This window comes from Pseudomonas zeae, assembly GCF_014268485.2.
Lineage (GTDB): Bacteria > Pseudomonadota > Gammaproteobacteria > Pseudomonadales > Pseudomonadaceae > Aquipseudomonas > Aquipseudomonas neuropathica.
This window is the reverse complement of sequence record NZ_CP077090.1, coordinates 3785476-3810313: the sequence shown is the minus strand read 5'-3', so window position 1 is coordinate 3810313 and position 24838 is coordinate 3785476. Positions and strand designations below refer to the sequence as shown.

The window sequence follows — 24838 nt, the reverse complement described above, 5'->3', positions numbered from 1 at the left end:
CAATAAACCCTCCCATTAAGGTCAATGAAGCCGGTGAGTCAACGGCACCAGGAGGGACCATGGACGCCATCGCAATTCCCGAAGGTTTCACTGCGTTTACCCGCAGCAGCCCGTTGCTTGATTTGCTGGGCCCGATCTACGCGAGGGGCAGCGGGTTGCAACTGGAACTGGGTTTGTTAACCGACTCACGCCATGCCAATGGCCGTGGCACCTTGCATGGCGGCGTATTGGCGACGTTGGCCGATGTCGGGATGGGTTACGCCATGGCGTTTTCCAGCGACCCTCCACAGCCATTGATCACGGCGAGCATGACCCTGGATTATCTCGGCGCCGTGCAGATGAACGAGTGGCTGGAAGTGCGTTTGGAGTATTCGAAAAAAGGCCGGCAACTGGCGTTTGCTGCTGTCAGTTTGCATGTTGGGGAGCGCACGGTGGCGCGGGCCAGTGCGGTGTTTGCGGTGCCAATGGGTTGAAAATGTGTGTTCATCAAGCGGTGGGTCATCGATGGACTGCGTCTTGGGCAATAGCGGGTGAGTGTTTGCATGTCTTGGATGAGGCGATATCCGCTCACGAACGACTGCTGTCGGCCAGTGGACGCTCTCTAAACTACCGCCCGGGTGTTGCGATATTCGAATCGACCTTTTTCCCCATGCTGATGCGCGGTTCGGTCGAGTAGCCAAGAGATTCGTAGAAGGTTTTAACGCTTTCATTGGTGTTGACGATTTGCAAATTGATTTTCATGCAGCCGCGCAAGGTCAAGGCGCGCTCAGCATGATTAACGAGTTGTGCGCCCAAACCCTTTCTGCGATGTGCAGGGTGCACAGCAACTGAATATAACCAACCACGATGACCGTCATATCCCGCGAGAACGGTGCCTATTACTTCATTTCCGGACAGCGCGACAAAGAAGAGGCCGTCCTTGACGGCCAGCTTCTTATCGATAGCCAGGCTCGGCGTGTTGTGCGCGGTTTCGTAACCGAAAACGGTTTCCCATAGCGCCATGACAGGCATTCGATGGTGTTCGTTTGAGTAATCGGCAATAACATCCATGGAGCAGCCTCTTAGTTAAAGAGCGACCCTAACTCCCTGTAAAGGTCTGTGTCCACTGGACGACTGCTGCCGATTGCAGTCTCCGCTGTCGACCAATCGCGAACGCTTAATTCAGATTTTCAGATCCTCCTGATGCTACTGCCAGGATTGCGCCATATGCGCCTTCCTCAGGGACATAGGAAACAAATCTTTCACTGTCATCTTTTTGCACCCAAAGGCGTCCACAGTTCTGGCACTCGTAGGCACTCGACATTCGGCGAATGTAAAGGCTGGATATCCGGTCTTGCAGCTTGTCAGCAGCGCTGAACCAGGGTGAAAACTCGCCAAATGCATCGGCGATCGCAGCCTTGTCTCCGGACTCCGCAGCCTCTACCAGGGGTTTGAGTTCACGGTGCACCTCATCCCAAAATTCATTTTCTACCTCGTCGCGAAGCAGGCTCGCCTTATAGGGCAAGCCGTCGGTCTGATCGGTAATCACATGGCCACATGTGCAGCCCAATTTACTCATTTTCGGTTCATCAACCTGATGTTCGATCACTCATTAAATGGCGGACAACTCTTTGTTACAACTCCTAATTGATCGTCCGCTTTTGGCCGATAGCAGTCACCCAAAAGCGACTGCTTCCAACCAGCCCCACACCCTCAAGCCTGATCCATCGCCGTCGCCACACCCTGATCCTCACCGAGAAACCCACCACTCTGATGCTGCCAGAGCCGCGCATAAATACCGTTTCTGCTCAGCAACTCAGTGTGCGTCCCTTGCTCGATAATCCGCCCCTCATCCATGACAATCAGTCGATCCATCGCCGCAATCGTCGACAACCGATGGGCAATAGCGATCACGGTCTTACCCTGCATCATTTCATCAAGACTTTCCTGAATGGCCACTTCGACTTCCGAGTCCAGCGCGCTGGTGGCTTCGTCGAGCAGCAGGATCGGCGCGTTCTTCAGCATCACTCGGGCGATGGCGATGCGTTGGCGCTGGCCGCCGGAGAGTTTGATGCCGCGCTCACCAACCAGAGTGTCGTAGCCGCTGTGGCCCTGCTTGTCGCTCAGTTGGCTGATGAAGCCGTCGGCCTGCGCATTGGCGGCGGCGCGGCGGATATCTTCGTCGGTGGCGTCCGGGCGGCCGTAGGCGATGTTGTCGCGAATTGAGCGGTGCAGCAGCGACGTGTCTTGGGTGACCATGCCGATGGCGCTGCGCAGACTGTCTTGCGTCACGTGCGCGATGTTCTGGCCGTCGATGCGGATCTCACCGCTGTCGACATCATAGAAGCGCAGCAGCAGATTGATCAGCGTCGATTTGCCCGCACCGGAGCGGCCGACCAGGCCGATTTTCTCGCCAGCGCGGATGCTCAGGCTCAGGTTGTCGAGGACCTGACGTTCACCGTTGTAGTTGAAGTTCACCTTGTCGAACGTCACCGCGCCGCCCGCCGGCACCAGCACGTCGGCGTTTGGTGCGTCCTGCACTTTGGGGCCACGGGTGAGGGTGGCCATGCCGTCCTGCACGGTGCCGATGTTTTCGAACAGCGACGTCATCTGCCACATGATCCAGTGCGACATGCCGTTGATGCGCAGCGCCATGGCGGTGATTGCCGCCACCGCGCCGGTGCCGACCTGACCCAGATGCCACAGCCACAGGGCATAGCCGCCGGCACCGATAATCAGCCCGACCACCAGCGCCTGATTGACGATTTCGAACTGGCTGACCAGACGCATCTGGCGGAACCCGGTGAGTTTGAAATCCTCCATCGCCGCGCGTGCGAAGTGCGCTTCACGCTTGGAGTGCGAGAACAGTTTTACCGTGGTGATGTTGGTGTAGGCGTCGGCAATGCGCCCGGTCATCGACGATCGCGCATCAGCCTGCTCCTGACCGACCTGGCCCAGACGCGGCACAAAGTACACCATCGCCAGCCCGAACAACGCGACCCAGATAATGAACGGCAGCATCAGTTTCAGGGCAAAGCCGCCGGCCAGGGCGATGATCGCAATGAAGTAAACGCCAATGCCCGGTGCTATTTCGATGAGGGTGAACAACACTTCGCGCACGGCCAGTGCGGTCTGCATGACCTTGGTCGTGACCCGCCCGGAGAACTCATCGGAAAAGAACGAAAGGCTTTGCCGCAGCATCAGCCGATGGAAGTCCCAGCGCAGCCGCAACGGCAGATTGATCGCCAGGATCTGGTGCTGAACCATGGTGCGCAGCGCCACCAGACCGATGCTGATAAACAGCACAATACCGATGCCCCACAGCACGCGACTTTCCTGCGCGTTGACTCCACCGCCGGCCTGCCACGTCGAGAGCAGATCGACGACCTGGCCGAGAAAAGAAAACAGCCAGGCTTCGTAGATCGACACGCCGGCACTGAGCAGCGCCAGCGCGAGGATATAACCGCGTGCACCGCGCGTGCAGGCCCACAGGAACCGCATCAGGCCGACGGGCGGAGGCGGTGCTTCGTCGGGAGGAAATGGGTCGAGCCGTTGTTCAAACACGCGCAGCATTGTGGTCTCCGAAATCATCAGGGTCAGGGGATTCTGCCATTGAATGGCGGACTTGAGGGTTTGCATGTCACAGACTTGTCCCCACCCAGTGTTATCGCCCCGGGACACAGCGGCGGAGAACCCCACGGATTCCGGGGGCATGCCGATCAGCTAAGCTGTCTGCTCAGACGACTTGAGCAGCGCGCGATGCAGCGAACAAATCCGGTTTCATGTTGGGAGTCGATGGACAAAGGAAATGTTTAATTTCTTTTTGACGTTTTTGTTCGTGTTGATCCCCACGGCGTCGTTGTCACTCGACAGTTACCTGCGTTACCGAGTCGCCAGAAACAAACCGGTGAGCAACGTCTGGAAGGGCTGTAATCATTTACTTTCCATTCTGCTGCTCATGCAATTGCTTGGCTTGGCGCTGTACTTCTTCTACATCGCCTGAGTGCGGCGATTGTCGGCCTTCAAGGGAGAGGAAACCTATGCCTGAAAACCGGCGCCTATCGATGTGCAAGTACTTCACGCCTGACCTGCAACGCAATCACAGCAAAGCCTTTGCCAGTGCCGCGCTCGGAAGCCGAATAGTTCTGATGCGCCGAGACATCCTCCCATTGGCTTACGAAATCAACGTGTTGATGATCGCTGTCGGTGTCAATTTGAAACGCTATGAACCGTTCCGCTTGATCGAGGATCAAGCCATACAGCCGTGGCATTCCGGGAAAGTCGACTTCAAGATCGAGTACGACGGTTTTTGACCAATCAACACCTTGGCGCTCGCCGAAACGTGCCAAGGCCTCGGGAGTATTGGTATCACGCCAGAATCGAGCGGTTTCCGTCAGGCGATGGGCAGTCACCGCATTCTGTTCCTGCACATTGAGTTGCCGCTTCTTGAGCAGACGATCTATTTCCATATTGCGCCCCCAGTATTGCTCACGCCCAAAAGCTCCCTTTTTGGATTCGTCGCTGATGTCAGCGCCCGGTGTAGCGACTAACGCGCCCCTGCGAACGTGGTGTCCATGGCCGAGCGGTCATAGTCCAGCAGGTATTGATTGTGCCGCTCGTACAGTTGCGAAAGTAGCGGTGCATTAGGGCCGACGACATCCATGCCTCTGTCGTCGTAGGGAAAAACCATGACCTGTTTCGGCAGATTGAACAGATACACATCACAGTGGGGATTGGGCTCAATAGCGCCAAAATCTTTAGTCAACGCGCACCAGAGAAATGCTTGAAGGCTTGTGATTGGCGCTTCGAACGCGATGTTGATCCAGTACTCAGGCTCTTCTTCGCAATACCATTCTTCGACATCTATCTCCTCGCTCCAGATTGAGCGTTCAGGAGGAATATCAATGCCGGCAGATCGAAATGCCCGAATCGCGGCCCGATGAGTAAAGCCATGGTTGCCTGAGTGAGTGCGCAGACACGCCACAAACGTTGCCGCGTCAGAAAAGATATCGCTGCAGATCGTTGTCGATTTTCGTAGGGCGGTCAGGAACTGCTCAATGATCCCACCCGTTTCGGAGAGCTCGAAGCGCAGACCTCCGGGGCAGGAATAGAAAAGAGGTCGGGCAAAGGCTTTGCCTTGAAAAGTCCTCTCGATTTGATCTCGTAGGTTCACGTTATCCCTTCGTATTCATTCGCCTGTCTCCTTGGCCAAGGAGGTGCGCACAGATCTTACTGTAACGGTGACGCTTGGGCTAAGTAGACGGTGAAGCTGCTGGCGTTTGTGGCGAGCCAGCGTTCCCTATGCGCGTCGAAATCCATTGCCGACTGTACGCCAGCACACCCTCGGCGATGGCCGTGGGAAAGTGGATAAAACCGTGGGGCGAGGAGGGCAGCAGGTACATCTCGACCGGCGCCGATTGCGCCCAGCGCCTGGCGATGTCGAGGGTGTCGTCGCGCAGTGGATCGAGTTCGCCGGCAAACAGCAGCGCCGGTGGGAAACCGGCGAAGTCGCCGTACAGCGGTGACAACGGTGGCTGACGGCGCTGCTCGTCAGTCAGCTCAGGCGTGAGCAGGCGCAACGCCTCGACCATGCCGGGGCCGTCCAGCACCAGCGTGTCGGCAGGCGCGCTGCGCACACTTGGCGTGCCGGTCAGGTCGTAGACGCCGTAGTACAGCAATGCGCCGCAGATTCTTTGCAGCAGATCGGGCCATTGTTTCAGCGCCAACAGGGTCGCCGCCGCCAGATGGCCGCCCGCCGATTCACCGATCACCACGACGGGCAGGCCGGCAAACTCCTCCTCGTGCAATAACCAGCGAGTGGCGTTGAGGCAATCTTCCAGCAGTCCTTCGATGGGCGTGGACACCGCCAGTCGATAATCCACCGAGACCACGGTCACCTGGCAGCTGTCGACGATGGCCGCGTTGAAGTTGTCGTCCATCTGCGCATTGCCGATCACCCAGCCGCCACCGTGAAAATCCAGCACCACGCCTTTCGCCGGGCCCTTGGGGCGGATGATCCGCACGGGCACTTTATCGATCAGTCGGTGCTCAGCTGTCAGGCAAAATTTGCGCAACACGCCAGAGCCGCCGATCTGGCTGACGCGCAACAGCGCCTGAATCAAACGCGGCGTCAGGCGGTTGCGGATCTTGAAACGCGGCAGCCAGGCGAGTTTGCGGTTGAAGGCGCGCACCTGCGCCAACTCGCGCTCGCCCTGCGGCCATGGTGTTGCACTGCCCTGATTGTCACTGCTCATCAGCGGTTCTTGATCAGGATGGAAAAGTTCAACGCCGCCGCCACGCACAGCCACGCCAGATAAGGAAACAGGATCAAGCCAGTGATCAGGTCCAGTTGTATCGCCAGCACCACCATCGCCGCGACCACCAGCCACAACACGGTGAGAATCACCATCGCCGCCAGCACCTGATGGGCGCCGAAGAACACCGGCGTCCACAGCGTGTTCAGCGCAATCTGCGCCGCCCACAACGCCAGCACGGTCTGGCTACCGGGGATCAAGCTCAAGCGGTAACCGGCCCAGGCCAGCAGCAGGTAGATAATCGTCCAGGCCACCGGGAACGCCCAATTGGGCGGGGTAAAACCGGGTTTGTTCAGCCCTTCGTACCACGGCCCTGGTTTGAACATCACGCCGGTGGTTGCCGCCGCTGCGCAGGCTAGAAGAAAAATGAAGAAGGTCATCGCCGATCCTTGGCTGAAATCAGCCGGTAAGGGGTTTAAGAAAGGGACGCCTGGGCAAGGAAAAAGTTTGCCATGAATTCAGATTGGCCAGAGAGGCGATTCAATTTGAACTAAGAACTGACCGTCGCGTCAGGATAATCAGTGCCTTTTCCTACTGACGTGGATGACATCATGTACACCTATCACATCAAATATCTATTCAACGGCGAGCCTCGGACTTTTCTGCTTGAACTCAAGGAGCAGCAGTTGGCCAAGCACGAGGCCGCGATGCATTTGCTGGAACTGCATCTGGGCGATGCGGAAAACGGCTTGATCATGCCTACAGCGGATTCGACGGCCGAGGAGATTCTCGAGCGGGCCAAGCGGGTAGGGATTACAGACATCAAGGTTGTCAGCAAAACCAATTGAAGTGTGCAGCAGACGTTGGCATTGGCGGCGATCCATTGCATGCTGCGCGCACACTTCACTGTACGCCCGGAGGGCACGCCTTGACCTTGAGCCGCGCTGATCTTGCTTACGTTCTGCAAGTCCTGGAGCAAGACACGATTCACGACTTGAGCCTTATTTGTCAGGCTGTGCAGATGAATCCTCGCGACCTGTTGAATCAAGTCGCGATTGCCATGGCCGATCAGTTCCTTAGCGGTGTACGCGACTTTCACGCATGCGACGAGGTGATGAATCTGTTGATCGGCGATATCGTCAACCTCGGCAAGGATGCCGAAATGCCCGAGCCGGCTTTTTCCATCTACCTGGCGTTTGATTCCGGAGAGCATAGGCACACCGGTGATGACGAGGAGGTCGTACCGTGGGAAAAATGGACGCGACCTGAGCTCGTGCAAATTCTTGATCGGCTGGCGGGTGGCTTGTCCGGGGCTCGTCGATAGTTACACGCTTTCTAGCGCTGGATGGTCGACAAGCACGTTTGCCCGCTCTTGATAGAACCGCAAGAATTCCTCCGCCGGCATCGCCTTGGCAAAAAGCCAACCCTGCCCAAACTGCACACCCTGACGGCGCAAGTAGTCGCGCTGCGCTTCGGTCTCGATACCTTCAGCAACGATCTGCAAACGTAAACTCTTGGCCATTTCGATGATGTGGCCGGTCACGGTGCCGGTCGCGGCATCCTGATCGATATTGTCGACAAACGACTTGTCGATCTTCAGCACGTCCAGCGGCAGTTGCTGCAAATGCTGCAGGCTGGAAAACCCGGTGCCGAAATCATCGATAGCCGCTAGATAACCCAGCTCACGGGCGCGATTGACGGTGGCGCGGGCAGCATCAATCTCAACGAAGCCGCGCTCGGTGGCCTCCAGCCAGATCTGCTTTTGTTGCACGTCGGCGCGGCGTAACGCAGCGTCGAGTATCGGCAGAAAGCGGCCGCTGCTGACGTCTTTCGCCGCCAGGTTGATTGCCACGTGCAGACTGCGTTCCTTGACCAGCAGCGGACCGAGGTCGTCCATCACGTGGTCAATCACTTGATCGGTGATCGGCAGAATCAAACCGCTGTGCTCGGCCAGTGGGATAAACGCATCGGGGCAGACCCGCGAGCCATCCGGATGCTGCCAGCGCACCAGTGCCTCAGCGCCAACGCAGGCACCGTCGCTGAGGCGGATGATCGGTTGATAGTGAACAACGAACTCGCGATTGCGCACCGCCAGTTGCAGTTCCGCCAGCGGCGACAGACGTTGCCGGGTGCGGCGCACGATCAGCAACACCAGCACCCCGGCGAGCAAACCACCGATGGGCAACAGCAGTAACTCCCGGCGGATCAAGCCTTGCATCAGCTCATGGCGCGACAGCGCGGCGATGGCGACCCAGTCGCCGCTGTGCACGAGGGTGTAGAGGTAGCCGTCGGCAAGGCCCGAGTGCGGGCCGGAATGTACGCGAGCAAGAAAGTGTTCCGCGCCCGGGCGCGAGGCGCTGACCAGTTGCCCGGACGCGGTGCCGACCGCCAGGTGCAAATCCTCATCAAGCATCACATGCAAAAACTGCTCGGGATCGACCAGCACGTTGAACGCCGCGTACTGCAGCGCCATCATCGGTTTCGCTGCAACGATGCGCGACTGCACGCCGAGCGACACGCGCACGCCGTCCGATGTGGTGAAGTCCTCGCGCCATGGCGTTGCGTGCTGCCCGACCGGGCCCCAGGAACCGCAGGCGTAAATCTCTTCTTCGACGTAGCCGATCGACTTCACCGAGAGGGTGTTGATGGTCAGCAGACGCATTTCGTCGATGCTTTCCGGCGTGCACGGCGCGAGACGCGAACCCGCGATGGATTTCAGTGCGCCGGCGGCTTCACTGAAAGTCCCGTGGGCGCGACTGGAGGCGACGGAAGCGAGGGTTTCCAGACGTTGCTGCGCCGCCGCCAGATTCAACATCCAGGCGACGTAACCCATCAAAAGTACCGGAAGCAAGACACACGGAAGGCCCAGGAGAATGCTCCCCCAGACAATGCGTTTTTTGTTCATTTAGCGCCACCTTGGCCACAAGGCCTGTGACGTGCGCACAGCACGGCTGTTTTCAGCCCATTCAGAATACCGCCGCCGGGATCGGCGGATATTGTTGTAGATCAACTATTCCAATGCCGGCCTTCAATCCCTGTGGCTTGCTCCCACAGGTTTGTGGCAAACCACAGATCTTTAGTAGCCCAAAGAACCCTGTAGGAGTGAGCCTGCTCGCGATCGCGGTCTATCTGCCACATCATTGCTAAATGACCCACCGCTATCGCGAGCAGGCTCACTCCTACAAAATTTGTGTCAAATCCAGGATATCCAGCAATCCCGAACTCCTACAGTTTTTGTGTGAAAACCGAGATATCCAGCATCCCGAAGAACCCTGTGGGAGCGAGCTTGCTCGCGAAGGGGCCCTGTCAGCCAATATCACCTTAGCTGACCCTCCGCATTCGCGAGCAAGCTCGCTCCCACAGTGTCGCCGCTCAAACTCCACCATCCGACCCGATGGACAATTCACGCACCCCACGGCCCATTCGCGCAGGCATTCTCGTGCTACGCGAATTTGTCATATTTCGTGTCAGTTCAGTGCAGATAGTAGGCAGCCCAACGCTAACCGAAATGAGGCTGCACCGTGTTTCAACGTCTTCTGTGTTCGCTGTCCGTACTGAGCCTGTCCATCGCCGCCGCCCATGCTGCCGAGGCTGTACCGCTCGACACGCCGCGCCTGCAAGGCATCGACAACTTCCGCGACGTCGCCGGCATCACCACCGCGTACACCACGGCCCACGACGGCACGATGCGCGCCGGGGTGTTCTACCGTTCCAACGCGCTGACGCCGACCGCCGCCGATCTGGCGATTCTCAACGGCCTCGGCATCAAAGCCGTTTACGACTTGCGTACCCCCAGCGAAATCGCCGCCACCCCCGACACCATGATCAGCGGCGCGACCTGGCAGAACATCGACATCATCGGCAGCACCACCTCCGGCTCGAACATCACCAACATCTCCTTCAAAAGCGCCGCCGACGCCATCGCCATGATGGAGCAGACCAACCGCGCTTTCGTCAGTGACGCCGGCATGCGCGGCCAGTTCGGCAAGCTGTTCAATGAACTCGCCAGCGTCGACGCCGCACAACTGTTCCACTGCACCGCCGGCAAGGACCGCACCGGCTGGACCGCCGCCGTGTTGCAGAGCATCGCCGGGGTCGACAACGCGACCATCATGGCCAACTACCTCGCCACCAACGACTACACCGCCGCCCGCGTCGCCGCTACGCTCAAAGCACTGCCGCCGAGCATGGCCGCGATATACGAGCCGCTGCTCGGCGTGCAGGCCAGCTACCTGCAGGCCGGCCTCGACGAAGTCACCACGCAATACGGCAGCATGGACAACTACCTCAAACAAGGCCTCGGTCTGTCGCAGGAAACCATCTATGTGCTGCGCGGCAAACTGGTTGAATACAACAGCCTGCCGGGTCAGGCCGGGCTGATCGGCAACGCCGCTGCCGGCGCCGAATTGCTTCGCCAATTGCAGAACACCAACCTGTCCGGCACCTACAGCGCCTACAACTACTACCTGCAATCGGCCATCGACGCCGGCACCCTCGGCGGTGTCGAATCGCAGGTCGGCGGCCAGGTGCACGCCGATGCCGCCAGCTACCTGCTGCGGCAAGACGCGATGATCGAACAAGCCGCCGCGCCATTCGCCAGCGGCACTGATCTCAAGGTCGGCCAATATCGCCTCTGGACCACCGCGCTCGCCAGCTACCTCGGCACCGACGGCTCGGCCCATGCCGAAAGCAGCAACGAACACAGCCAAGGCCTGATGGTCGGCATCACCCAACGCTTCAGCGAACAGCTCAGCGCACGCGGCGGCTTTGGCTACAGCAAAGGCACTGTCGGCGGCGCGGGTGGCGAAGCCGACACCGACTTCACCTTCCTCAACATCGGCGCCCGCTACGGCTTCACCAGCCTCGAACAAGGCCTGTTCCTCGACGCCAATGCCAGCGCCGGCTACGTCGACTACGACAGCAAACGCGACCTCGGCGGCGGCCTCGGCACCGCCAAAGGCAACAGCCACGGCAACCTCACCGGTGCCACCGTCGCCCTCGGCTACCGCGCCCCGGTAAACGGCATGACCTTCGAGCCAAGCCTTGGTTTGCGCGTCAGCCACCTCGACCTCAACGGCTTCAAAGAGAAGGGCAGCGAACTCTCACTCGACGTCGACGACAACAGCGCCACCCGCCGCAGCGCCGTCGCCAACCTCAACGTCGGCTTCGCACCAGTGGCAATGGGCGCATGGCAACTGGTGCCGGGCGTACAAGTGGGTTACGAACGCACACTGGGCGACAACCAGGTCGACAGCCAAAGCCACCTGCTGGGCCTCGACATCGAACAACGCGCGGCTTTCGATAATCGCGACCAGTTCAGCGGCGGCGTCAACGTCATGGCCAGCCTCGGCGCCCTGAGCCTCGGCGCAGAAGTCGGCGCCAATGGCGGCGGCGACAGCCACGGCTTCAACGGCGGCCTCAAGGCCAGCTACGCGTTCTAAAAGAAAACGGGGTCAAGGAAGACCCCAATCCAACAAACACCCCAAAAACCAATGTGGGAGCGAGCCTGCTCGCGAAAGCGCCAGACCAGTCAACCCAACATCGACTGACCCACCGCTTTCGCGAGCAGGCTCGCTCCCACAAAAGCCCCTCACCCTAACCCTCTCCCGAAGGGAGAGGGGACTGACCGCGTGGATTGGAAGAGCTACACCGACGTGGCATACCGAGTCGAACTCAAACTTTGAAAAGCCCACTAATCGGCTCCCTCTCCCTCGGGAGAGGGGACTGACCTCGTGGATTGGAAGAGCTACACCGACGTGGCATACCGAGTCGAGCTCAAATTTTGAAAAGCCCACCAATCGACTCCCTCTCTCTCGGGAGAGGGGACTGACCGAGGCGTCTTGCGTCATGCATCGACCTGAAAGATCGAGACGATTATGGATTCAAAGCAAGACTCTCAGGTCGGTGTAGATCTTCAATATCCCCGGCTCGGTTCCCTCTCCTTGGGGAGAGGGATAGGCGGGCGGCGTTCCGATGAGGGGAAAGCAGTCACCGCAAAATCAACTGGCCAACTCGGTCAAACGCCTCCGCGCCCACTCCTCGATCAACCGCGCCGGCGTGCCATCCCCACGCTTAGCGACCCATCGGCGCGGTGCGACGTTTAGCTAAATCTTCTCACCACACGTTACCTTGCAAACCTGTTACCCAATCACCCCCCGAGCCCGAAACTCCGCCGGACTCACCCCAAAAGCCCCCTGAAAATACTGACAAAACCGCCCCACATTACTAAACCCGAACCGCAACGCCACCTCGGTCACCGACCCCGAACCCCGCTGTTTCAACACCGCATAAGCCCGCTCCAGCCGAACCTGCCGCTGATACGCCACAATCGACATCCCGACAAACCGCCGAAATCCCTCCTGCAATGCGCGCTGACTGACATGGCTCAACCGCGCCAGATCCACGCCACTGACCAACTGCTCCGGATGCGCCTGAATAAACTCCACCGCCAACTTCACATGCCGTGGCGCAACCATCGCCGTCGGCCGCTGCAATGCCTCGGAAAAATTATGCGGCCACGCCTCCAGCACCGCATCAATCAACATCTCGCGCAACCGCGACGGCATCAACGTCCCGCTGTTGAGCAACAGATCAAACTCCGCCCCCGTCGCCAGATCAATCAACGCCCGAATCCCCTGAAACGCTGCGGTGTTCAGGTCCACACTGGGTGCAAAAACGATCTTCTGCAGAATCGGTTTATCCAACAGCATCGACAACCGCTCGGTAAGCTGATGACGATTGATCGACATGCCGTGATGCGCATGATCATCAACAAAGCGCATCGAACGAATATCGGCCTTATCAACCGCCAGGCCCACATGCGTCACACCGATGGACTCGGTCGCGTGATTGAAAACAATCTTGCCCGCCGTGGGGATCACAAACGTGATCTCATCCTGCGGATCGGGAAACGAAACGCTGAAATCGCCGTGGTAATGCATGCGCCGGAAACTGACGCCATCGTGCCGCCCGTAAACGCCGCCGATAATGATGTTCGACGGCAGCGGCGGGGAGTCGGAATATCGGTTGCCGAAGAATCGGGAGAACAACGCGCCGAAGTCATCGGAACGGAGATTGTCGGAGCGCAGGATGATTTGCTGGCGAACGGGAGTCGGAAACACCTTGGCGGCACCTTCGGTTGGGGGCTCTAGGACTGGGGTGTAGGGCAGGGCGCCGAGAAGACTAGCAGAGGCAATATGACGCGTTTGTGACAGTCAGAAACATGCCGTAACAGCGCCACCCCACGTTTACGCAACGGACACTCGGCAGGCCATGGCCGACATGGCAACCTGCTCGCAACTGTACTCAGCAAAAAAACCAAGGCGTCGCGCCGAGCGCCCAGCCTTGTTTACCGAGACCTGAAAGCATTCAAGTAAATTGGAGCGGCAATGCAAGCCAACACACAAACACTCCCCATCAGCCTGACCCCCGAACTCGACTTCGACCAAAACGCCGCCAGCGCTTTCGGCGAATCGCTGACCAGCGAATACACCCAAGCCACGCCATTCCCGCACATCGTCATCGACAACTTCCTGCAAGCCGACGTCATCGCCAGCATCCGCGAACACTTCCCGGTCGAACCGACCAACAACGAACAAATCTACGAGCGCGGCTACAAAGGCCAACTCAAACGCCAGATCAGCCCCAACGCCTGCAGCCCGTACCTGAAGAACGTCTTCAACACCTTCAACTCCGCACCGATGCTGCAATTCCTCGAAAAACTCACCGGCATCCAAGGGCTGATTCCTGATCCTTATTTCGCAGGTGGCGGCCTGCACGAAACCAAAACCGGCGGCTTCCTCGGCGTGCACTCGGATTTTCGGCTGAACAAGAAGCTGAACGTTGAGCGTCGGCTGAACGTGATCATTTACCTGACCGAGGATTGGCAGGAGGCGTACGGCGGCAACCTGGAGCTTTGGGATGTGGGGATGAAAAAGTGCCTGAAGAAGGTGCTGCCGATTTATAACCGGTGTGTGATTTTCAATACGGACAAGGACAGTAACCATGGGCATCCGGAGCCGTTGACTACGCCTGAAGGCATCACTCGGCGGTCGATTGCGCTTTATTACTACACGGCGAGTGGGGTGGGTGGGGAGCCGGGGCAGAGGAATAAAACGCACTATAAGCCTAGGCCGAAGGATCGGTGGAGTTTGAGGTATTACGTGAATAAATTGTTTAAGAAGAAGGGGTGAGGAGTCTGTGTAATTAGGGGGGCAGCCGTTTTTTGGGACTGGGTTGTGAGAAGTCGGTGCTAGTTCAGATTTTGGCGAAAGGCGGACATTGGAGAAACCTGTAATTCTGAGGTGATTTATTTCGCTTGTGGCTAAAATCAGTCGACTTAAAGCGATCAGTTAGGACCGTAAAAATGACTATGTCTATCCATTGCGCAAGACATGGAAAAATGAGGGGGCCGGTTTGCCGAGGCTGTCAAACTCGAATTCAGAAAATCGATTTAAACCTTACATAAGCCCTTGGAAAAATCATTTAACCTAGGCAAGCTAGAGGTTCATCTTCGGTAGCAAATCATGAATTTCGACACCCTCCACATCACTCTATCCACGCAACTTCAAGCCCTCATCAGCGGCACCACACTCTTGACCCCCGACAGAATACGCTCCCGCCAGTTCTCGGTTTTACGATACCAAGACGACGCGTTGTACGTTGAAACCCAGGGTGGGACTGAAATGCAACTACCTCTGCATGCCTTTACGAGAACGCTGACTCACATGTACGAAGCGAATTCCAGTGCAGACCGACCCTCGTTGATACGCTCAAGCAATCTTGAGCCACCGCTAGGAGGTCTCTGCGACGTTTGCCGAGGAGCCAATGGTGAGACTCGCTGGATCACATACGTTCTTCCGGTTCTCCAGCATCTGGGCTGGGTCCATATCAACGGTGAGCAGTGGCCGAATACTTCATGGCTAGCATCGCCGGCCTAAAGAAGTAAAATAACGGGGGGCAGTTCATGATTTATCTAAATTGGTCTGTCCCAAGTATTTCCTTAACCTCAGTTTTTTTCGTCCTACCTCTTCGCACACGTTTCGATATCGGCTTGGGTCGTAACATCTGAGTCGATACCTAATCTGTATTTGCAATAATCTATGATGTCTTGTCTCTGCTCGCTCGTTAGTTTTTCTATGCGTCGATGATTGCCATCATTGGCGTGAATGTTAAAAAACTGCACTCGAAATGTTGGATGCTTTTTAATGAAAAATATTCTATTGACCTCGGCATCAGAGACTTCGTTGTAGAAGCCAATATTCAGAATGAGTAGCAGCGACGTTAAAATAGCGAGTATGAAATATTTCATTCCGCACCTGGCTTCGGTGGCGGTAAAAGTCCGGTCTTGGTACGGATGTTTCTGACAAGCTCCATACCAATATTGCCGGGGCAGATTTTCCCTTCGCTCACTTGGCCAGGGTACTCACGATGGCCACCAAAATTCTTAATGACAAAAACCCCCTTTAAAACGTCGATCAAACGCAGCAACGAATCAATTTGTGTCGCAGGAATGACGTTTGTTGTGCTGACCCCGAAGTACTCCAGTGTTTCCCTACCTTTCGCTACTATGTCTCCGCCTTCCTCTGCTGTAGTCAAGTTCTCCAGGAGCACAATACCGATTACGCCTGTATTGAAGAGATGAACGTTTGATCCTAAAAATCTAATGTCACGTCCTTCAAGAACCGTTCCGTCACAAGCAATCGCATAGTGATAGCCAATGTCATCAAATCCGTTGCCCATGTGATGAGATTGAACACCCTTCATTTGCTTGGCGCCGCCGGGAGTGCATTCGTATGAGCGGCCTGCATGATGCAGAGCAATCATTGAGTAATCCCAATCCTTCTCCATGTCCGGCTTTGCCTTGGCTGCTCCCCAGCTAGAGCGCTCAGTAAAGGTGCCTCCCGATGAGCGAATGTTTTTAATAATGGCCTCCCGTGTCGCCGCTCGATCATCCACTTTCACGGGGATGGGGCACATGAACTCACCGGGCTTTATTTTTTGAGCAGTTGCTTTCGTCGAAAAATTTTCGGCCATTACTGCCCCTCCGACAGTTCGTCAAGCGTTCTTGCTGGCGCACTGAACTTGATATGCAGTGAGATTTTTGAGTCTTTCGATGGGGCTTTAATATGAGCTACGCCACTCGCGTCCGTCACGCCCGTAATCGTCACTCCGTCAACGGTGGCAACATAATCCCTAAGCGCCAATGGCTCGCCCGTTTCGCTGTTAAGAACGCTGAATGATTGACCGAAGGTATTTGGCAGGACTAATGGCAGTGGTGGTGTAAATGGAGCGGGCGTGTGGGAGTTGCCGATTATGATTGTGCCGGAACCGCCGATGACATTATTGCCGTGGGCGCCGGTGCTACCCACGGTTGCAGCAGGCAAGCCATTGATGAGAACCGTAGAGGCGACGTCTCCGACAATTGCGCTTCCGCATGCGCTTTTGTCTGTTTGTCGTGCGGCGGCTAATCCGTCGAAGAAAACATCTGGAGATCCAGAGGCTATTGGATTGACCCCATGCCCAGGCAGAGGGCAGGAAGTGGGATCAGTAATACGAGCTGCAGGTTTTCCCGACATCTCAAACATCCTTGTAGAAATTACGTCAGTCGAAGTTTGGCATAAAAGACCGGGCGCGGACCATACGGAGTGAAGGGGCGAGCAAACAGAACGAGGTACTGGAGGCATGAAGACTGGCCAGAAAGCAGGAGCGTCCCCGCTTTCGTTTTTTCGGCTGATCCCTCCATGGCGACAGATCAACTGCCGCAATGGGGGGGACTTCGTTACTCCACCGGCACCACGTTATCCAACGCCCGATTCACCGCCAACTCCCCAAGCATCACCACTTGCGCAATGCCTTGCAGTGTCTTGCGTGCCGGTCCCTGCACCAGCCCGATCACATCCCCAAGCATCACCGAGGCCGAGCCGAGTGATTCGCTGGCATTCACCAGCAATTCCTCAGTTTTGGTGTTCGGGTTGGCGATAAACATCTTGTTGGTTTGGTACGGGGTGAGCATGATTTCCGGGGCGGGGCCGAGGTAATGGGAGAGGGCGCGGTCGACGGCTTCGTTGAATTTCTTGGCGTCGGGGGATTCGTCGCCTGCGATTGGATCGGTTTCTGGTGGATTCGGCGTAATTTTGAACATAGATGAAACTCCTGGGAAACGATTAAGGAGCCATCACACTTCGCTACCAAACGAGGGGTGGCGGCCATGCACAGGTTGGTAGACCGGCCCAGGAGTCCGGCGCGTCCGAGGACGCCCTACGCATGGCCACCATAAGGCGGAGATCAAAAGAGAGATCTCTGCAAAGGTGCGCAATGCGCCTGGGAAAGTCGGGCTACCAAACCCGATCACTGCTATTCAGTGACCGACCCACGATAGAACCCGCCCACCCGGCGCACAAGCCGGCGGATTCTGGCGTAGTCGTAGGCAACGGCGCAAGGCGTTGTAGGCTGGGATGACGTAACTTTGGGTGTCTTTAAACAAAGTCCGGTAATTGCTTCAACAGGGCAGTTCGAGCTGTTTTTGCGATGTCTTTGTGGACTGTAGGAGCGGGAGCCGTTTCGCGATCCATCGGGGCAAGCTCTCTCGCTACAGGGGGGAGTTAATTCGCCAGCGAAATCAGCGTGTCGATCACATTAATCGGCACATAAATCAGCGTAATCCCCGCATACGCTTTACGCGACCGTGCCACAAACGCGCCAATCGGCAACACAATCATGATCACATCCAGCAAACCCCAAAGCGCCACCGGCGATGCCTCAAACAACGTGACATTGACGATCAGCCCCAGGCACAGATACGTGGACAGCGACAGCAATGCATATCGCCCATCCTGTTCGAAGTACACGCGCAACCCGTTCTGCTCATCCTCACTACGGCTCGGTAGCAGCAACGCCGCCGTGACGAACAGCGACAGTGTCAGCATCACCAACAGCAGAAATTCGAGAAACGAGAAGCTCTGTTTCACCGCCGAAAGTGCGTTGACGGCCCACCAGAATTGCAACTGCATGGTAAACAGCATCGCCGCCCAGACCAGCGCCACCCAGTCTGGCTTGGCGACGCGGCGGATGCGGAACACCGTTAATGCACCGAGCAGCAGGCGGGTGACGGAGAGCCCGAGGATCATTGAGAGGACGGTGGCGACGATTGGGAAGTTGCTCATCTTGCCTCTCGTGAACTCGGTTTTGGCTGCAAGGGTGTTCTGGGCAGACTAGGTGGGGCGGGTAGGACCGTCAAACGGGGCTGTGCGGTTAGGTTGGCGGAAAACGGCTGTAGAGCCTTGCTGCGCGGAGCTAATGGATTAGGATGCCCGCAGGCTGGAATGGATCTTCTCGACAAAGGATGTGTGGTTATGGAATCTGCTTTTTCGCAAGTCACCGAGCGTTTGCACAACCGCCGGTTTTCCGTGGCGAACAATGCTTAGGGGTTGTCCGATGCGCGCACGGTGTTTCACTACTTCGTCGAAGGCACGGCGGTGTGGGGGACTTATGCGGGTGGGCATATTCGCATGGGCAACCAGGTTGGGCGGGTGACCGGGCCGGATAGTATCGAGCTGCTTTATCAGTGCATCACCACGGATGGCGAGATTCGCGCGGGTTGGTCGCGGGGTGTGGTGGGAATTGATGAGACGGGGCGGACGACGTTGCGGTTTGTGTGGGGTTGGTTGTCGGGGGCCGAGGGGGCGGGGAATCGAGTTATGTTGAGGTGGTCGCTTAGCGATGGGGCATCTTGTGATTATCGCGTGCTGCTCGGCACTAACCTTTCAACGCAAGGATGGCTATGTCTGTAGATCTTGATGAGTTGCTGGAACGTGTCACCGATGAGCAATCGTTCATCGATTTCGTCGCGGCGTTGGGCGCTGATTTCTCCCGTGAGCGGGCACTGGAGAAGACGACACCATCGTCTGCTTATCAGGCGGGTGCGTTAGGCTGGGAAAATGGATCGGTCGATACGTTTCTTGATGCTGCGGCTGCTTGGGCGATGGCTACTTCGAGGAATGCTCAGGCGGATGCTGCCGTTTCTAATGTCTGGCAACGGTGCGCGGAGATTTTGTTGGCTGGGAAGTTTTACGAGTGAGGCTCGCAGATCATCCGCTTTAGGCCTGCATTTTTTTGATAAAAAAACGCCCAAGGGTTTGGCGTGTCCTGGATGGTTAGGACCGCTTACTGCCTTGGGCGAGATGGGCGCAGATTAGGTGGGTGCAACGTAGACGTCAACTCTTCGCCATCAAATCCCACGTGCGCATCACCTGCGTAATCGCCGCATCAATACTCTCAATCGACGTGTCATCCCGAGCAAGGATGGAAATCCCCTGCAAGAAACTGTCGAACACCGTCGCCATGGCGGCTCCGTTCGTGTCCTCCGCTAACATTCCTTCACTCACACCACGCTCGACACACGCCACAATCCCCGCGCGGGTTCGGGCGCGGGAGTGGGTGAGGGCTTGAGCGACGTGGGCGTTTTCCGGGCTCGGCGCGCTCATGACGCCGAGGGTGACCATGCAGCCCTTGGGGTGGCCGTCATCGCATTGCATGCGTGCCGACTGGCGCAGCGCGGTCTCGATGGCTTGGCGTGGCGGCAGGGTTTCGTCCCACAGGCATTCGGTGACCTGGGCGAAGGTGGTGAGGTAACGCTGCACGCACTCATCGAACAAGGCTTCTTTTGAGCCGAATGCGGCGTAGAAGCTTGGCGCGGAGATGCCGCCGCCCAACTGCGCCTTCAACAGGGCGAGGGAGGTCGAGTCGTAGCCGTGCTGCCAGAACAATTGCATGGCCTGGTCGACGGCGTCGTCGCGATCGAAAGCGCGGGGGCGGCCGGTTCTGGCCATAGCTGAAACTCCTCGAAAAGTGATTTGGATACTAGTCGATACATAAGTCGTTGACAACGTGCCTCGGCTGCCGCCAGTATTTTATATCGATCGGTACGCAAGTCTGAATTTCCAAACTCAAGGAGTTTCCCGTGACACCTTCATTGACTCTAACGGCGGCGCCCAAACGCCTGCCCATTGGCGCGCTGTTGGCGCTGGCCATGACCGGTTTCATCTGCATCGTCACCGAAACCTTGCCCGCCGGGCTGTTGCCGCTGATCAGCGATGGCCTGGCAATTTCGCCTTCCATGGCCGGGCAAATGGTCACCGCGTACGCGCTGGGCTCGGTGCTGGCGGTGATCCCGATGACCATCGCCACGCGCGGCTGGCGTCGGCGCAATGTGCTGTTGCTGACCATTGTTGGTTTTCTGCTGTTCAACTCGATCACCGCGCTGTCGTCGCACTATGGCGTGACGCTGGTGGCGCGCTTCTTCGCGGGAGTGGCGGCAGGCTTGGCGTGGAGTTTGTTGGCCGGTTATGCACGGCGAATGGTCGAGCCGGATCAGCAGGGCAAGGCGTTGGCGCTGGCCATGGTCGGTACGCCGATTGCCTTGTCACTGGGCGTGCCGCTCGGCACTTGGCTGGGTGGCCTCGTCGGGTGGCGCACGACGTTTGGGCTGATGTCGGCCCTGACCTTGATGCTGATCGTCTGGGTGATGGTGAAGGTGCCGGATTATCCGCCGCAGCCTGCGCATCAGCGTCTGTCGTTGCGCCGCGTGTTGACCACGCCGGGTGTGCGGCCGGTGCTGGCGGTGGTGATCAGCTGGATGCTGGCGCACAACATTCTCTACACCTACATCGCGCCGTTTGTGGCTCCGGCGGGGCTGGCGGATCGCGTGGATCTGGTGTTGTTGGTGTTTGGTCTCGCGGCGTTGGCGGGGATCTGGCTGACGGCGAAACTGGTTGAGCCGCTGTTGCGCAAGACCGTTCTGGTGAGTCTGGCCACGTTTGCACTGGTGTGCGTAGGGTTCGGCTTTTACGGACGGGTGCCGGAGGTGATTTATCTGGGCGTGTTGGTGTGGGGATTGAGTTTTGGCGGTGCGGCGACGCTGTTGCAGACGGCTCTGGCGGATGCGGCGGGGGATGGCGCGGACGTGGCGTTGTCGTTGAATGTGGTGGCGTGGAACAGCGCGATTGCCGGTAGCGGAGTGGTCGGCGGGGTGTTGCTGGATCGATGGGGCGTTGCCTCGTTTCCCTGGGCGATGGTGGTGTTGGTGAGTGTGGGGTTTGCCATTGCGTTCGCCGCAAGGGGGCACGGATTCAGGTCGGGGCCGCGTGGGGCGGGAGCGGCGGCGGTTGTCGGGCACTGATGTCCGGACGTGTTGGGCGGTGGTGACGCGGAAAGGCTGGCAAGCCCTATCCGTTACTCGGCGCCCCCGGCTTTCATCAGCCTGTACAAATCCTCCAGCGCGCCGCGAAACTGTGCCAGGGAAAAACTGGCCGGGCGGCTATCGGCGTCCCACCGCGTGCTGATGCCGACTTCCAGGCCGCTGGAAACGCTCAAACCAAACCGACGCCAGTGCAAAGTGTCGCCATCGATCACCTGTTCGGTCATCAGCACAAAGCAATCGAAGTTCATGTCATCGCTGCAGACCAGCAGCGGTACAAGCGTGGACGAACCGTGTTCTGCAGGCGCGAAACGGCGTTGGGCGAGGGCGTCTTCTTCCTCGTCCAGCAACCACATCAACGACAAACCATTCAAGTCGAGGTCGGGATATTCGAGATGCTCGTTGAGCCATTGCTCGATGGGGATGCCGTCGATAAACAGCCAGGCGCAGGCGCTACGGTTGCATTTCGCCTGGTGATAATCGGCGTGGATACGGTGGAGCATTGGAGAGTCCATGATCAATAGAGGATTGGCGGGTGAATCAGTGCGAAAATGCCCACGCCCCACTGAACCACCGAACAGGTTATCGCCAGCCTTGAGGGATACTGAAGGCCGACTTGCACCAGGCGTATTTAAACGCTGTTGAACCTAGGCCGCTGGATAGCTGAACGGCTCCAGAAAAATCTGTGGATCCACCCACAATCTCAGGCCAAAGGGAATGACTGAGTAACCGTCATATCGCCCGGTGAAGGTGTTCGACGCGGCGAATTCAACAAATTTCCCGCGTTTATCGTCAATCACACGGATACCGGGGCAGCCCAGCATTGTGTATTTGATAATGGGGTTGGGTAATGATCTTTCCCAGACCTGAATCTCTACATCCGAATCGTATTGCCAGATCGTCAGCTTCAGGCTGATAGAACCCTGTTCGATCAAGTATTGATGGGATGTTCCATGCCCGTCCTGATCGGGAATCACGCCTAGCGCAGCAATAAGGTCAAAAGGGTCCCATGTGAGCAGCGGCATAGCGTTTCCTTGGTCTGGAATCTGCGTTTATGGTACTCATCACTGACCTGTAAAAGTACACTCGCGTACTACTTCCGAGAGGAGCCACAACCCATGACCACTCAAACCGAAACCGCCATCCTCGCCGGCGGCTGCTTCTGGGGCATGCAGGATCTGCTGCGGCGCTATCCCGGCGTGTTGCAGACTCGCGTCGGTTACAGCGGCGGCGACGTGCCGAACGCTACTTATCGCAACCATGGTGACCACGCCGAAGCTATCGAAATCGTTTTCGATCCTGCGGTGATCAGCTATCGGCAGATCCTCGAGTTCTTCTTCCAGATCCACGACCCGAGCACAGCCAACCGGCAGGGCAATGACCTCGGGCGCAGCTATCGTTCGGCGATTTACTACCTCAGCGAAGCGCAACGCGACATTGCCGAAGACACCGCGGCCGACGTCGACGCCTCAAAACTGTGGCCAGGTCGCGTGGTGACCGAAATCGAACCGGCGGGGCCGTTTTGGGACGCGGAACCGGAACACCAGGATTACCTCGAGCGCATTCCGAATGGCTACACCTGCCATTTTATTCGCCCGAACTGGAAATTGCCGAAACGCGGGTGAGTCCAAAACGACCTCAAACAACAGAACCTCAAATATGAATCATGAACTTTGGCAGGAACCTGATGGCTGTCAGACCTTTTGTCTGGCCGGTGCTCAAGGTGATGGTGCGCGTGCACTTATGGATTCGGACGCGAAGCTTGTTTGGGAGGTCGAGGCTGACAGTCATTTCGAAGCGATGACCAAGTACTATGCGCACATGCAGTGGGGCGAGTACCGGACTGACTTTCCCGAACAAGACAAGACGTCCTACAGAGACCTGGGCTGGGCGATCTGTCGCCCATCCAGCGCCAGCACATAAGCACTGGCATTGAGCTGTCGATGCGACTGGGCTGAAGCCCTCCTTTCGGGGCCATCTGTTGCAGGATGGCGCCCGAGTGGCGCGGCAACGGTGTTCAATTCACGCGCGTACTCACGACTTCCCCGGTGGCGGTGTCCTCCAGCCAGACTTGCAGACGATTGAGGCCAACGTATTGCGAGCGCGCCATGATTTTCTGGCCCGGCTTGCCATCGAACTTCAGATCCGCATACATGAAATGTAGCGGCAATCGGTATTCCAGTTGGATGGTATAGGTGCCCGGTTTTAGCACCGCGCGCTGCGGCGAATCGTTTTTGTAGTAGTACGTGGAGAACGGGATGTTGCCGACTTTTTCATCGTTGATCCGGATGATGTTCAGGTTTGCCTCGCCGTCGGCAAAGTGCCGCTGGGGCCTGCCGGCATAGGTGTCGGTTTCGACCACGGTGTAGCGCGACTCGTCTGCTGCGGTGGTGGCGCCGACGTTGGAATACGCCGGCATTTCTGCGCAACCTTGCAGGCACAACAGCGCCATGACCAAGGGAAGGACGATCTTTTTCATCAATAAAACCTGTTTTTACTCAAAGTTGATTCACGATCAGACGGGCGTCTGACTTTATTGATCTGCTGATTGCGAGCGGGCGTTTGCCAACAGAGCGCCAGCGCTCAAGCTTTGCCCAAGCCAAACAATGAACGCAGCTTGCTGCCCCAGTTGCGCTCATAGAAGGGCGTTGTTTGCTTGAGAAAGTAATCGCTCAGCCCCAACTCACCTTCGCAGACGCGGAACAGGTCAACGGGCTCGCCATCCGGCGCCGTGTCCCCGGCGACATTGCCGGCTTCGCGCATGACCCGCTGAACATCGCCGTCCGCCTCGATCCCGACGATCAAGTGCGGTTTTTCGTCCACCGAAGTGTCGTGCATCAACGCCAGAAACCCACGCTTCACATTGCGATGTTTGGCGAGTAACTGCGTCAGCGAATGGATCATTTGTGTCGGGTATTGCGAAGGCTGGCCGAGCAGGACTTTGGTTTCTTTTTCGACGGTGCGTGAAGTGGCGGTCTGGCCGACTTCATCGGAAAGCAGATTGGCCACTTCCTGCGGGAAGAACTCTTTGCCGTAAGGCGATTTCGGGTTCAGAAAAAGCTGCGCGCCCAGCGTCATCTCGAACAGAGACCTGGCCGGCAACTCCAGATACGTCTCTTCACTGTTGATCGACTGTTGCAGGGTTTGCAGTGACGAAAAGAACGGAATGACCGAGGTGCCATCCGGTTTTTCCCAATGCGCGATGCTGATGTCGCTGCCGGCTTCGAGATTGACCACGCCGTCTGCCGTGCCCGTAGTGCCGAGAATGTAAACCGGCGAGTTCAGCAGTGTGGTGAAGAACTCAGGCCGGTGCGCGGGCTCGTCGGCGGCCAGCCTGAGCGATTTTTCCAGTGGGTTTTCTTGCGGGTTATCCATAATGTCCATCCGTGACTCGCTAGAAAATTGCTGA

28 protein-coding genes and 1 pseudogene are annotated in these 24838 nt (G+C 57.5%); 11 read left to right on the top strand and 18 right to left on the bottom strand.

Annotated elements, in window-relative coordinates:
* Positions 1–59: 59 nt before the first annotated feature.
* A complete protein-coding gene (locus tag HU754_RS16690) occupies positions 60–473 on the top strand; it encodes a PaaI family thioesterase (RefSeq protein WP_095049916.1) in 414 nt (137 codons plus the stop codon).
* Between the two features lie 133 nt (positions 474–606).
* On the opposite strand, the gene HU754_RS16685 is transcribed toward HU754_RS16690, so the two are convergent.
* The 3 genes from HU754_RS16685 to HU754_RS16675 all read right to left on the bottom strand — a co-directional run bounded on the left by HU754_RS16685 (position 607) and on the right by HU754_RS16675 (position 3552).
* On the bottom strand, positions 607–1050 hold the full coding sequence (locus HU754_RS16685) for a GNAT family acetyltransferase (protein ID WP_186624211.1): 444 nt from the start codon (positions 1048–1050) through the stop codon (positions 607–609).
* A 106-nt stretch (positions 1051–1156) separates the two neighbouring features.
* The gene (locus tag HU754_RS16680) at positions 1157–1558 is read right to left on the bottom strand and encodes a DUF8617 domain-containing protein (RefSeq protein ID WP_189661517.1); all 402 of its coding nucleotides are present in this window, start codon (positions 1556–1558) and stop codon (positions 1157–1159) included.
* Between the two features lie 134 nt (positions 1559–1692).
* Complete coding sequence (locus HU754_RS16675) at positions 1693–3552, bottom strand: ABC transporter ATP-binding protein (protein WP_186624221.1); 1860 nt, start codon at positions 3550–3552, stop codon at positions 1693–1695.
* Between the two features lie 235 nt (positions 3553–3787).
* On the opposite strand from HU754_RS16675, the gene HU754_RS16670 reads away from it, so the two are divergent.
* On the top strand, positions 3788–3982 hold the full coding sequence (locus HU754_RS16670) for a hypothetical protein (protein WP_093433302.1): 195 nt from the start codon (positions 3788–3790) through the stop codon (positions 3980–3982).
* 55 nt (positions 3983–4037) lie between these two features.
* Here HU754_RS16670 and HU754_RS16665 read toward each other — a convergent pair whose 3' ends face one another.
* The 4 genes from HU754_RS16665 to tspO all read right to left on the bottom strand — a co-directional run bounded on the left by HU754_RS16665 (position 4038) and on the right by tspO (position 6673).
* Positions 4038–4448 (bottom strand): hypothetical protein, encoded by a 411-nt coding sequence (locus tag HU754_RS16665; protein WP_186624213.1) that lies wholly within the window; start codon positions 4446–4448, stop codon positions 4038–4040.
* 77 nt (positions 4449–4525) lie between these two features.
* Positions 4526–5152, bottom strand: coding sequence for a DUF3885 domain-containing protein (locus HU754_RS16660; protein ID WP_116255636.1), 627 nt, complete (start codon positions 5150–5152; stop codon positions 4526–4528).
* 79 nt (positions 5153–5231) lie between these two features.
* A complete protein-coding gene (locus HU754_RS16655; RefSeq protein WP_186624214.1) occupies positions 5232–6233 on the bottom strand; it encodes an alpha/beta hydrolase in 1002 nt (333 codons plus the stop codon).
* On the bottom strand, positions 6233–6673 hold the full coding sequence (gene tspO / locus HU754_RS16650; protein ID WP_007916213.1) for a tryptophan-rich sensory protein TspO: 441 nt from the start codon (positions 6671–6673) through the stop codon (positions 6233–6235). The genes HU754_RS16655 and tspO overlap by 1 nt, the downstream gene beginning before the upstream one ends.
* A 141-nt stretch (positions 6674–6814) precedes the next feature.
* On the opposite strand from tspO, the gene HU754_RS16645 reads away from it, so the two are divergent.
* Positions 6815–7081: a hypothetical protein gene (locus HU754_RS16645; protein WP_225919915.1), complete on the top strand. Its 267-nt coding sequence runs from the start codon at positions 6815–6817 to the stop codon at positions 7079–7081.
* 80 nt (positions 7082–7161) lie between these two features.
* Positions 7162–7557, top strand: a complete 396-nt coding sequence (locus HU754_RS16640) for a hypothetical protein (protein ID WP_186624215.1) — start codon at positions 7162–7164, stop codon at positions 7555–7557.
* Here HU754_RS16640 and HU754_RS16635 read toward each other — a convergent pair whose 3' ends face one another.
* On the bottom strand, positions 7558–9066 hold the full coding sequence (locus HU754_RS16635; RefSeq protein WP_225919914.1) for an EAL domain-containing protein: 1509 nt from the start codon (positions 9064–9066) through the stop codon (positions 7558–7560).
* Between the two features lie 688 nt (positions 9067–9754).
* Here HU754_RS16635 and HU754_RS16630 point away from each other — a divergent pair.
* Entirely contained in the window at positions 9755–11674 is a 1920-nt protein-coding gene (locus HU754_RS16630; protein WP_186624217.1) for a tyrosine-protein phosphatase, read from the top strand.
* 699 nt (positions 11675–12373) lie between these two features.
* Here HU754_RS16630 and HU754_RS16625 read toward each other — a convergent pair.
* Complete coding sequence (locus tag HU754_RS16625) at positions 12374–13354, bottom strand: AraC family transcriptional regulator (RefSeq protein WP_186624218.1); 981 nt, start codon at positions 13352–13354, stop codon at positions 12374–12376.
* 267 nt (positions 13355–13621) lie between these two features.
* Here HU754_RS16625 and HU754_RS16620 point away from each other — a divergent pair, with 267 nt between their 5' ends.
* The gene (locus HU754_RS16620; RefSeq protein ID WP_217827558.1) at positions 13622–14425 is read left to right on the top strand and encodes a 2OG-Fe(II) oxygenase; all 804 of its coding nucleotides are present in this window, start codon (positions 13622–13624) and stop codon (positions 14423–14425) included.
* 1114 nt (positions 14426–15539) lie between these two features.
* On the opposite strand, the gene HU754_RS16615 is transcribed toward HU754_RS16620, so the two are convergent.
* The 4 genes from HU754_RS16615 to HU754_RS16600 all read right to left on the bottom strand — a co-directional run bounded on the left by HU754_RS16615 (position 15540) and on the right by HU754_RS16600 (position 18397).
* Positions 15540–16268: an N-acetylmuramoyl-L-alanine amidase gene (locus HU754_RS16615; protein ID WP_034155409.1), complete on the bottom strand. Its 729-nt coding sequence runs from the start codon at positions 16266–16268 to the stop codon at positions 15540–15542.
* Complete coding sequence (locus tag HU754_RS16610; RefSeq protein WP_186625719.1) at positions 16268–16810, bottom strand: PAAR domain-containing protein; 543 nt, start codon at positions 16808–16810, stop codon at positions 16268–16270. The genes HU754_RS16615 and HU754_RS16610 overlap by 1 nt, the downstream gene beginning before the upstream one ends.
* A gap of 203 nt (positions 16811–17013) precedes the next feature.
* The gene (locus HU754_RS16605) at positions 17014–17376 is read right to left on the bottom strand and encodes a DUF6124 family protein (protein WP_186625717.1); all 363 of its coding nucleotides are present in this window, start codon (positions 17374–17376) and stop codon (positions 17014–17016) included.
* Positions 17377–17836: 460 nt separating this feature from the next.
* Positions 17837–18397 (bottom strand): hypothetical protein, encoded by a 561-nt coding sequence (locus tag HU754_RS16600; protein ID WP_186625715.1) that lies wholly within the window; start codon positions 18395–18397, stop codon positions 17837–17839.
* A gap of 264 nt (positions 18398–18661) precedes the next feature.
* Between HU754_RS16600 and HU754_RS29470 the strand changes: the two are divergent.
* Positions 18662–18951 (top strand): annotated as a pseudogene (locus tag HU754_RS29470) (avidin-fold protein).
* 63 nt (positions 18952–19014) lie between these two features.
* Entirely contained in the window at positions 19015–19311 is a 297-nt protein-coding gene (locus tag HU754_RS16595) for a DUF7660 family protein (RefSeq protein WP_202894562.1), read from the top strand.
* A gap of 136 nt (positions 19312–19447) precedes the next feature.
* Here the strand turns inward: HU754_RS16595 and HU754_RS16590 are convergent, their stop codons facing one another.
* Entirely contained in the window at positions 19448–20062 is a 615-nt protein-coding gene (locus HU754_RS16590; RefSeq protein WP_186624335.1) for a TetR/AcrR family transcriptional regulator, read from the bottom strand.
* A 131-nt stretch (positions 20063–20193) separates the two neighbouring features.
* Here HU754_RS16590 and HU754_RS16585 point away from each other — a divergent pair, with 131 nt between their 5' ends.
* On the top strand, positions 20194–21411 hold the full coding sequence (locus HU754_RS16585) for an MFS transporter (RefSeq protein ID WP_186624334.1): 1218 nt from the start codon (positions 20194–20196) through the stop codon (positions 21409–21411).
* Positions 21412–21464: 53 nt separating this feature from the next.
* Here the strand turns inward: HU754_RS16585 and HU754_RS16580 are convergent, their stop codons facing one another.
* Together HU754_RS16580 and HU754_RS16575 are read right to left on the bottom strand one after the other, a co-directional pair.
* A complete protein-coding gene (locus HU754_RS16580) occupies positions 21465–21932 on the bottom strand; it encodes a hypothetical protein (protein WP_099758969.1) in 468 nt (155 codons plus the stop codon).
* A gap of 144 nt (positions 21933–22076) precedes the next feature.
* A complete protein-coding gene (locus HU754_RS16575; RefSeq protein ID WP_095049943.1) occupies positions 22077–22454 on the bottom strand; it encodes a hypothetical protein in 378 nt (125 codons plus the stop codon).
* A gap of 93 nt (positions 22455–22547) precedes the next feature.
* Here HU754_RS16575 and msrA point away from each other — a divergent pair, with 93 nt between their 5' ends.
* Positions 22548–23054, top strand: coding sequence for a peptide-methionine (S)-S-oxide reductase MsrA (gene msrA, locus HU754_RS16570; RefSeq protein ID WP_186624333.1), 507 nt, complete (start codon positions 22548–22550; stop codon positions 23052–23054).
* Between the two features lie 34 nt (positions 23055–23088).
* On the top strand, positions 23089–23352 hold the full coding sequence (locus HU754_RS16565) for a hypothetical protein (RefSeq protein ID WP_093433253.1): 264 nt from the start codon (positions 23089–23091) through the stop codon (positions 23350–23352).
* A gap of 94 nt (positions 23353–23446) precedes the next feature.
* Here the strand turns inward: HU754_RS16565 and HU754_RS16560 are convergent, their stop codons facing one another.
* Complete coding sequence (locus tag HU754_RS16560; RefSeq protein WP_093433250.1) at positions 23447–23908, bottom strand: hypothetical protein; 462 nt, start codon at positions 23906–23908, stop codon at positions 23447–23449.
* 104 nt (positions 23909–24012) lie between these two features.
* Positions 24013–24804 carry an enhanced serine sensitivity protein SseB gene (sseB, locus tag HU754_RS16555; protein ID WP_186624332.1) on the bottom strand — a complete coding sequence of 264 codons (792 nt, stop codon included), beginning with the start codon at positions 24802–24804 and terminating at the stop codon, positions 24013–24015.
* Positions 24805–24838: the final 34 nt, after the last annotated feature.